The following is an 8,025-nucleotide window of genomic DNA, read 5'->3' as shown; positions in this document are numbered from 1 at the left end:
GCCCGACGGCCACCCGCGCTGCTCCGCGGTGACCTTGCCCCGGCCATCCGGCCATCCGGCTGTCGTGCCACGCCATCCCGGGCGCCGCTGACCTCCCACCGGCCGCGCCCCACGGAACACCCCCTGCCCCCGGGCCCGGCCGACTGCGCCCCACTTCAGTCGCGGAGCCCGCGCCACACCGGCTGCCGGAGGCGGTCGCTGTCGGTGAGTTCCAGGAACTCGACCTCGGCGTGGAGCTCGGGCCGGACGAACCGGACCTCGGTGCCGCGCGCCAGTCCCAGGCTGGCGCCGGTGGTGAACGGGGACATCGGGACTGTGAGCCGGCGCAGCGCGGCTGCCAGGGCGCGCTTCTCAGCGGTGACCATGCCGTTGCTGGCCGAGCCGACGAACAGGAGCCGGCCGTCGTCGGGCGGGGTGGGGACGCCGACCAGGACGGCGCGCACGGATTCTCCGGCCTGCCCGCCCGGCAGCCATCCGCCGATGACGACGTCCGCCACCCGCAGGTGCTTGATCTTGGTCCAGTCCCGGGAGCGGGCACCGGGCCGGTAAAGGGAGTCGAGCCGCTTGGCCACGACGCCCTCCAAGCGGTGTTCGCGGGTCCATCCGTAGGCCTCGGTGACCGAGTCCCACACCGGTGGCACCCGCAGGTGCGGCCGCTCCAGCTCCAGGTCCTCCAGCAGCTCGCGCCGGCGCGCGTACGGCTCGTCGAGCAGCGACCTCAGGCCGGTGTGCAGCAGGTCGAACGCGGCGTACAGAGCGGGCACGGCGGCCGCCCCGGCCCGCACCGCCTCCGGGCGGGTGCGGTGGATACGGCCCTGCAGCGCAGCGAACGACGGGACGCCGGAGCGCATCACGACCAGTTCGCCATCCAGGACCAGCGGGCCGCAGACCTCCGTGAGCGCGTCGGCGACCTCGGGGAACCGCCCGGTGAAGTCCACGCCGGAGCGGCCCAGCAGCCGCACCGGCGCAGCCTCAGGCACATACGCGACGGCCCGCGCCCCGTCCCACTTCACCTCTCCGATCCATCCGGTTCCGGACGGCAGAGGGCCGGCCGTCGCCAGCATCGGCTCGATGTGGGGCAGCCGCACCCGCGCGGATCCTCGGGCACTCACACCCCCAGGGTGCCGCCGAACCGCGCCCGGAGCGGAACCGGATGCGCCCGGCCGGCCGACACCCCGTCCATCAGCGCGCGCCACGGCCACCGTCGTCTCGCAGACCCGGGTCGGGCCCGGCTCCAGTGGTGGCCGCCACCTCTGGCGGGTGGCGGCCGGCGTATCTTCTCGGGCCGACGGGGATTATGTCGCGCCTTGGGCGCGGGCCGGTTTCGCCCGGGTTCCCGCATGGCTCGTGGTCTGCTGTTGCTCTCTCGTGGGTCGGTCCTGTAGTTGGGACGATCGGCCCTGGAGGTCCGTGTACCGACCTATCCGAACCAGGTCGGGACTGCGCTGTACGAGGACCGAATCCGTGTGTTGGCACCGGCCTGGCCTGCAGCGCTATCTGTTGACCTGCCGGATTCCCAAGCTGAGAGCAGGCTACAGCTACATGGCCCAGGGGGATCCGTCGTCGTACTTGACCGGGATCCGATCCTCATCCACGTCGATTTCGTCGAACTGGAGCTTGTCATGCCGCTGGCCGTTAATGTCGCCGGTCACCCAGGCGATGCACTCGGGGCGCGCCCCCGTGTCCGAACGGCAGAATTCCCCGATGGCGGCTCTGGCCTGGAGGAGTGGAATTGCGCTTGCTGGGTCGTGAAACCTTGGATATCCCGGGTCGGACACCAGGCTGGAGTCGATGCGAGACGGCGTGGGGTTGTCGGAGATCCAGGCATCGTCGTAGATTCCGCCCCGCCGAGGAGGGCGGCCGTCGGTGAACCAGATCACGGCGCCAAACCCAGTCGTCTCGTTGGCGGCGACGCGCAGGTTGGCGCTGGGATACTCGGCCTGTGGTTCGATAAACGAGAACCAGGCTTCATGCCGTGCGGCTGACCGTCCGTCCGCTGTCGTGCGCGGAGTGATGAAGCGGATGGCTTCGGTGATCAGGTAATCGATCTCTTGCCAGCTGGTTGGGTGTCGAAACTCAGAGCCGTACGAAACTTTGAGAATCATTATGGTGTGGCTCTCTTCCCTTGGATTGGATGTGAAGTTGCATTTCGTTGCCGTGGTGAGCTGCAGCGGTTTGTCGTGTCGTCCCGCAGGTTGATGCCTGATCAGAAACAGTAGCGGTCGGTCCGGCGTCATCATGGTGCGGTTTCCGGCGTCATCGTGGTGCAGTCGCTGTCTTCGCCGGCTACGCCGCTTCGTCCGACGGGGCCGGGACGTCGATGTGCTTGAGTTCCGCCGCGGGTTGGGGGTGTGGGGGGGGATGATGGGCCGGGCCGGGGACGTGGTGTGTGGTGGGGCAGGGGGCGTTGCGTGGAGATCACTACGGGTGCGGGGCTCGCGGGCGGGGCGTGGCCGGAGTTGATGCCGGGCCGGCCCGGTGCTGGTGGTGCCCGCCGCCGTCGGGCGCCTGGTGGTGGCGGGGGAGGGGTGGGCCGGTGACGCGGGTGTCCTCGACGAAGACCCGGCACCGGGCCGGTCGGCTGTCGCGGCCCCGCCGGGCCTGACGGTGCGCCGGCCGGACTGCGGGGCCTGGTTCGAGGGGGAGACCGGAGCCGGGCGTGAGTGGTGACGGCCGCTGCGCGCGCGTGGGGTCCTGCTGGTGGTGATCGGGCCGTTCACCGGGGTCTTCGATTTCCGTTCCGCCGCGGCGGCCGGGCACCTGGCCCTCCTGGCGGTCCGTGCCTGCTTCACCGTCGCCTCCTGACCGTGCCCCGGCCGCTACCGGGCCGCCGGTTGCGGGTTCTGGTTCTCCGGCCGAGGCCGGGGGGTGTGGTTCGCGTTGGCCGGGAGGGCGCCCGCGGCGGACACGCCGCCGTCGACAGGGGGCCGCTGGCGGCCGCCCCGCAGGGCCCGCCGGGGTCTTGGGTTCCGCTGTCCGTCGGAGGTGCCGAGGCCCGTCCACGGGCGGTTGTGGCCCCGGCCGTCCTAGTGCTCCAGTCACACTTCGCGATCTGCTTCGATGGCCCTGGAGGGCTGGCTGCTTCGGGCTGGTCATGGGAGTGGGGTCGAGATGTACGAAGGCGAGATCATCCTGAACGAGCTCGCGCAGGGCCTGCGTCCCATGTCGGAGGGTATCGAGTGGTTCGAGGGCCTTGCCGCTGACGAACAGTTCGTTGCCTTGCGCGATGCTGCCGGGTACTGCCTTCAGGCGCGTGCCACTGTTGATGACGGGGCCGAGAGCGTCCGACGTTCGGACGTCCGACCGACCCACACCCCGGCGGTACTGATCACGCGCGGGCGGCTGACCGAGCAGCTGACGAAGATCATCAACTTGCCCGAGGACGAGCGGGTCAAAGCGTTCCGGCTGCTGGTCGCGCTGCTGGGCGTCGCGGACGAGCGCAGGCGTGAACGTCAATGCGCCGACGGATGCACCCACGCCTGGCACCAGTTGACGCCCGGCCGTCAGATGGGAACGGCCACCGCGTGATCATCAGAGGTTGTGTGGACTCTTGAAGATCGTGCGGTGGCCGCGGGCCATAGCGTAGACCCTGCCCGCTGGCGGGCGATGTTCGACCAGGCCATGGGTCGGATCGCGGGACAGTTCCGCCGGGTGGAGCCCCGAACGACGGCACGCGCGTTCGTGCTCGGGCTGCTGTCGAGCATCGAGCGGAAGAACTGCTGGCGGTTGGCCGAGGAAACCGGTCAGGCCCGCCCGCATGCGATGCAGCGGCTGCTGCGGAGCGCACGCTGGGACGCCGAGGCGGTCCGCGACGAGGTCCGCTCGTACGTCGCCGAGCACCTCGGTGGCGCCGATGGGGTGCTGATCATCGACGAGACAGGCTTCCCGAAGAAGGGCCGCCGATCTGCTGGCGTCCAGCGGCAGTACACCGGCACCGCCGGACGGATCGAGAACAGCCAGGTCGGGGTCTTCCTCGCCTACGCCTCCAGGCGAGGACGGGCACTGATCGACCGCCGGCTCTATCTGCCGCAGCACACCTGGTGCGAGGACACCGAGCGCCGGACGGATGCCGGCATCCCCGAGGACGTTCAGTTCGCGACCAAGCCCCGGCTGGCCACGCAGATGATCGCGGCGGCGCTGGATGCCGGCCTGACCGCCTCCTGGGCGACCGGCGACGAGGCATACGGCCAGGATCCGTCTCTGCGCTCGGAGTTGGAGGGAAGGGGGACCGGCTACGTCCTGGCCGTGGTCTGTACCACCCGCGTGAGGATCAACCAGGGTCGCACCGCGATGAGAGCCGATGCCGTGGCCGCCGGCCTGCCCGCAGGAGCCTGGCACCGGCAGAGCGCCGGAACTGGCGCGAAGGGCCCGCGCTACTACGACTGGGCGTGGGTGCAGGTCGGCGCCGACGAGGTCGAGGCGTCTTCCACCGCGCCACCTTCGACAATTCCAGGGATCAGTTCCTGTATCACTACAAGGAGCAGGGGATTCCGAATGGCATGACGCGGCGGGAATATGTCGACGCGGCCAAGGAGCTGGCTGAGCGTCTGAAGCAGCCCGGCGCTTTGGCGAGCGGGGAATGGAAGGTCAATCTCAAGGATATCGGATCCCGCGAGGAAATGCTGAAGGGGAAGACATGTGCCAATTCAACAACGGGCGAGGTGCTTTTCACGTCGATGGATGGCAGTAAGATCGTGACGTACCATCCCCCAGCAAGGAGGTAGCTGAAGAATGCGAGGACCTGTGGAACTGAGCTTCGTCGATGCCTATACCATTTGGAGTCACGTTCCGTATCCGCCACACGGCACGACGCGGGAGTTGAGGGCGCTCCGCGCCGATCTCGCCATTGCTCATGAGCACACCACGGGGGCCGTCGTCTTCATGAGGACCGGTGCGTTCAGGCCGTCAGGTGCGGATGTTCTGGCGGAACTCGGCGAGGTCATCGCTCAAGCTGACGTCCTGTGCGGGGAATACTCGGGAGAAGACCTGGCGGTCGCGCGAGAGATCCACGCCTACGCGGCGTTGCTGGCGATCGTCTACCGGGGATTTCTCAAAGCAGGTGAATCCCTCTAGGGAGTGCCTGGCGGATCGATATTCCTTGTGCTCGTCAGGCGGGTCGTGGCACAGCGGAATGTGACCGGTCCGACCGGGCCGGGATGAGTTGAACGCAAACGCTCAAGGCTGTCCCGTAACTACTGGGGTGGTTCCGCGTTGGTCCCGTCATGGGTGGGGTGATCTCGGCGAGCGACCCGATGTGGATCGAGCCGTTCTCGGGGCTGGGCGAGTCGCAGTTCCGAAAGCTGGTCTCGTTGGTCCGTCGACGTGGTGGTGACATCCAGCGCGGCCGGCCGTGGCGGCTCGGTTTGGAGGACCGGGTTCTGCTGGTGGCCGCCTACTGGCGGACCAACCTGACGTTGCGGCAGGTCGCGCCGCTGTTCGGGATCTCGAAGTCCGCCGCGGACCGGGTGCTGGACCACCTTGCACCGTTGCTGGCGATCTCACCCGCACGCCGTCTGCGGCAGGACACCGTGCTGATCGTCGACGGCACCCTCGTACCGACCCGGGACCGGACGATCGCCGCTTCCAGCAAGAACTACCGGTACTCCACCAACCAGCAGGTCGTGATCGACGCCAACAGCCGGCTCGTGGTCGCAGTCGGCCTGCCGCTGCCTGGCAACCGCAACGACTGCCGGGCCCTCACCGAATCGGGCGTCGACCGCGCCTGCCGCGACGCGCCGGTCCTGGCTGACGGCGGCTACCAGGGCACCGGGGCACTGATCCCGCACCGACGCCGTCGCGGACAGGAACACCTCAGCCCCGAGCAGGAAGCCGACAACGCCGTCCACCGCAGGGCCTGGGCCCGAGTCGAACACGTCTTTTCACGGATGAAGAACTGGAAGGTCCTCCGCTTCTTCGACTGCCGCCTGGGCGGAACCGGAGTGCACCACGCCATGCTCGGCATCGCGCTGCTCCACAACCTCGCGATCAGCGGATGAGCTGGTCCCACCTCACCGTGAACTCCTCGCGTCCGCCGGGTGTCGTGACGCCGTGCGGCGAGGTGGAGATCGTCACGACCCCATCCCCGGCCGTCGCGTCGGCGTCGCCCTGGATCACGCACGCCACCGTGACCTCGACGGGGTAGTCGGATTCGGGTGTCAGCTCATCGAGCTTCACGAAAATCGGCCACTTGTCGATCAGTGACCAGGGCTGTCCCGCAGCATCGATGAACCGGACCTCGATGATGCCGGGGAACGGATCGTCGTCCACCCACCGCACAGCTTCACAGCGCAGCTCAAGCACTCAGACTCCCCATCCCAGACTCGCTCCGAGTGGCAACGACCGCCAGTATGCCCGAGGCCAACATCGACTTACGGGACAGCCTTTCGGCCGGGTTTTCCCGGCGGAGCGTTTTGCGTGGGCGGTCGTCGGAGGAGGCGGGACGGGCGGGGGGTGCCTCTATGGGGTTCGTCAAGGAAATCGGGCTGCGGTCGGGTGGCGCGGCGGGCAGCATGGCGGCATGCCGGATCTGCTGTGGGACAACGTCAAGGACTTCTTCGACCCTGACCTGATGGGCGCCTTGCCGGACGTCGGTGTGGAGGGCGCCTCGGTCGAGGACTGGCAGTTGGTGTTTGACCTGGTCCGGTCGTGCGGCTGGGTGTGGGAGTACTGGGAAGGCAACGTCCTGGTTCCGTTGCCCTCGGCGGACGCGGTGTTGTCGCGTCCTGCCGACGCGGACACGGCCATGCTGCGGGTGTGGCCGTGTGCGGACGTGCTGGCGAACTTTTGGCCGATGTCGTCGGGTGAGATCGATTTCGATGTCGACCTTCGGGAACTACAGGGCCAGGAGGGGGTGGACGTCCTGTGTGGCTTCCTGGGCTCGATCGGGCGCCGGCTGGGCAAGCCCGTGCGGATGACGGCGGAAGGCGACTGGGGGAACCCGGTGCTCGGGTTCGATCTAGCGGCGGACCGCGTGGTGTTGCTGGCAGATCCCCGTGGAGTTCAACTGCCGGCGGCTGTGGGCCGGGACTCGTAGAAGGTGCCGTCACGGAGCATGGCGAACAGGACGTCGACCCGACGTCTGGCCAAGCAGAGGAGGGCCTGGGTGTGGCGCTTGCCCTGGTTGATCTTCTTGTCGTAGCAGGCCCGGGATGCCGGGTCGTTGAGCGAGGCGAACGCGGCGAGGAAGAACGCCCGTTTCAGCTGCTTGTTGCCCCGTCGGGAGGGTTGCTCGCCGCGTATGGATGAGCCGGAACTGCGGGTTGCGCGAGTCCGGCGCAGGAGGCGAGGTGGGCGGCGGTCGGGAAGGCGCTGGCGTCGCCGACGTCGATCAGGACCCGGGCACCGGTCCTGGTGCCGATGCCGGGCATGGAGGTCAGGATCTTGGACAGCGGGTGCTCGTCGAGCAGTTCCTGGATCCGCTTCTCCAGGATTTTGCGCTGGTCGAGGACGGCTCGTAGGGAGCCTGCCAGGCTCGGCACGATCAACGCGGCGGCCTCGGTGCCTGGGACGACGACGGTCTGCTCGTCGAGGGCGGTGAGGATGTCCTCGACGAGGCGCTCGAACATGCGCGGGGCCAGGGGACGGGCGACGGCGAGCCGCTCGGGCACCTCGAAGGCACTGGTCGTCTGCTGGGTCATGTGTCCTGCTTCTCCGATTCCCTGCCGGGCAATTGCACGCGGTACACCCGGGTTGTGCGATTTGCGCGGGTTTCCCAATTCAGTCAGCGACTGTGCGCCCGGGAGGGGGCCTTGCCGCAAGGCCCCCTGTCCGGTACGAGTTGGACAATGGCAGGAGAGCTTCGGCTCCCTGCCTTCGCTGTTCTCGGCCGGCTTTTTCGGGCGGCTGGTCAGTGCCGGTCGGCGACGCCGGCCTCCAGGACGGAGACCACGGCGAAGAGCGAGAAGCAGGCGGCGCCGAGACCGACCAGGACCCGGGCCGCGACCATCACGTCCGGGTCGGCCGACTCGAACAGGAACGCCGACATGAACAGGCACAGCAGTGTGGTGCCGACCGGGACCAGCGGGG

10 protein-coding genes and 1 pseudogene are annotated in these 8,025 nt (G+C 68.6%); 6 read left to right on the top strand and 5 right to left on the bottom strand.

Annotated elements, in window-relative coordinates:
* Positions 1-155: 155 nt before the first annotated feature.
* Entirely contained in the window at positions 156-1,064 is a 909-nt protein-coding gene (locus tag ACIQVZ_RS41965; RefSeq protein ID WP_402458319.1) for an ATP-dependent DNA ligase, read from the bottom strand.
* 474 nt (positions 1,065-1,538) lie between these two features.
* The gene (locus ACIQVZ_RS41960) at positions 1,539-2,240 is read right to left on the bottom strand and encodes an Imm1 family immunity protein (RefSeq protein WP_402458314.1); all 702 of its coding nucleotides are present in this window, start codon (positions 2,238-2,240) and stop codon (positions 1,539-1,541) included.
* Positions 2,241-3,111: 871 nt separating this feature from the next.
* Here ACIQVZ_RS41960 and ACIQVZ_RS41955 point away from each other — a divergent pair.
* From ACIQVZ_RS41955 to ACIQVZ_RS41935, 5 genes are all read left to right on the top strand, one after another.
* Positions 3,112-3,528: a DUF5958 family protein gene (locus ACIQVZ_RS41955; protein ID WP_402458312.1), complete on the top strand. Its 417-nt coding sequence runs from the start codon at positions 3,112-3,114 to the stop codon at positions 3,526-3,528.
* 78 nt (positions 3,529-3,606) lie between these two features.
* Positions 3,607-4,503: an IS701 family transposase gene (locus tag ACIQVZ_RS41950; protein WP_402458309.1), complete on the top strand. Its 897-nt coding sequence runs from the start codon at positions 3,607-3,609 to the stop codon at positions 4,501-4,503.
* Entirely contained in the window at positions 4,500-4,724 is a 225-nt protein-coding gene (locus ACIQVZ_RS41945) for a hypothetical protein (protein ID WP_402458306.1), read from the top strand. Before ACIQVZ_RS41950 ends, ACIQVZ_RS41945 begins: the two co-directional genes overlap by 4 nt.
* 19 nt (positions 4,725-4,743) lie before the next feature.
* The gene (locus tag ACIQVZ_RS41940) at positions 4,744-5,073 is read left to right on the top strand and encodes a hypothetical protein (protein ID WP_402458303.1); all 330 of its coding nucleotides are present in this window, start codon (positions 4,744-4,746) and stop codon (positions 5,071-5,073) included.
* 149 nt (positions 5,074-5,222) lie between these two features.
* Positions 5,223-5,996: a transposase gene (locus tag ACIQVZ_RS41935; RefSeq protein ID WP_402458300.1), complete on the top strand. Its 774-nt coding sequence runs from the start codon at positions 5,223-5,225 to the stop codon at positions 5,994-5,996.
* Here the strand turns inward: ACIQVZ_RS41935 and ACIQVZ_RS41930 are convergent.
* Positions 5,986-6,300, bottom strand: coding sequence for a hypothetical protein (locus ACIQVZ_RS41930; protein ID WP_402458298.1), 315 nt, complete (start codon positions 6,298-6,300; stop codon positions 5,986-5,988). The genes ACIQVZ_RS41935 and ACIQVZ_RS41930 overlap by 11 nt on opposite strands.
* A gap of 217 nt (positions 6,301-6,517) precedes the next feature.
* On the opposite strand from ACIQVZ_RS41930, the gene ACIQVZ_RS41925 reads away from it, so the two are divergent.
* Positions 6,518-7,033 (top strand): hypothetical protein, encoded by a 516-nt coding sequence (locus ACIQVZ_RS41925; RefSeq protein WP_402458296.1) that lies wholly within the window; start codon positions 6,518-6,520, stop codon positions 7,031-7,033.
* Here ACIQVZ_RS41925 and ACIQVZ_RS41920 read toward each other — a convergent pair.
* Positions 7,000-7,583, bottom strand: a pseudogene (locus ACIQVZ_RS41920) (transposase); the annotation flags it as partial. The gene ACIQVZ_RS41925 and the pseudogene ACIQVZ_RS41920 overlap by 34 nt on opposite strands.
* A gap of 263 nt (positions 7,584-7,846) precedes the next feature.
* Positions 7,847-8,020, bottom strand: coding sequence for a DUF2776 family protein (locus ACIQVZ_RS41915; protein ID WP_402458317.1), 174 nt, complete (start codon positions 8,018-8,020; stop codon positions 7,847-7,849).
* Between the last annotated feature and the right edge of the window lie 5 nt (positions 8,021-8,025).

The sequence above is a fragment of the Kitasatospora sp. NPDC098663 genome, assembly GCF_044760075.1.
Lineage (GTDB): Bacteria > Actinomycetota > Actinomycetes > Streptomycetales > Streptomycetaceae > Kitasatospora.
This window is presented reverse-complemented; position numbering and strand designations above follow the sequence as displayed.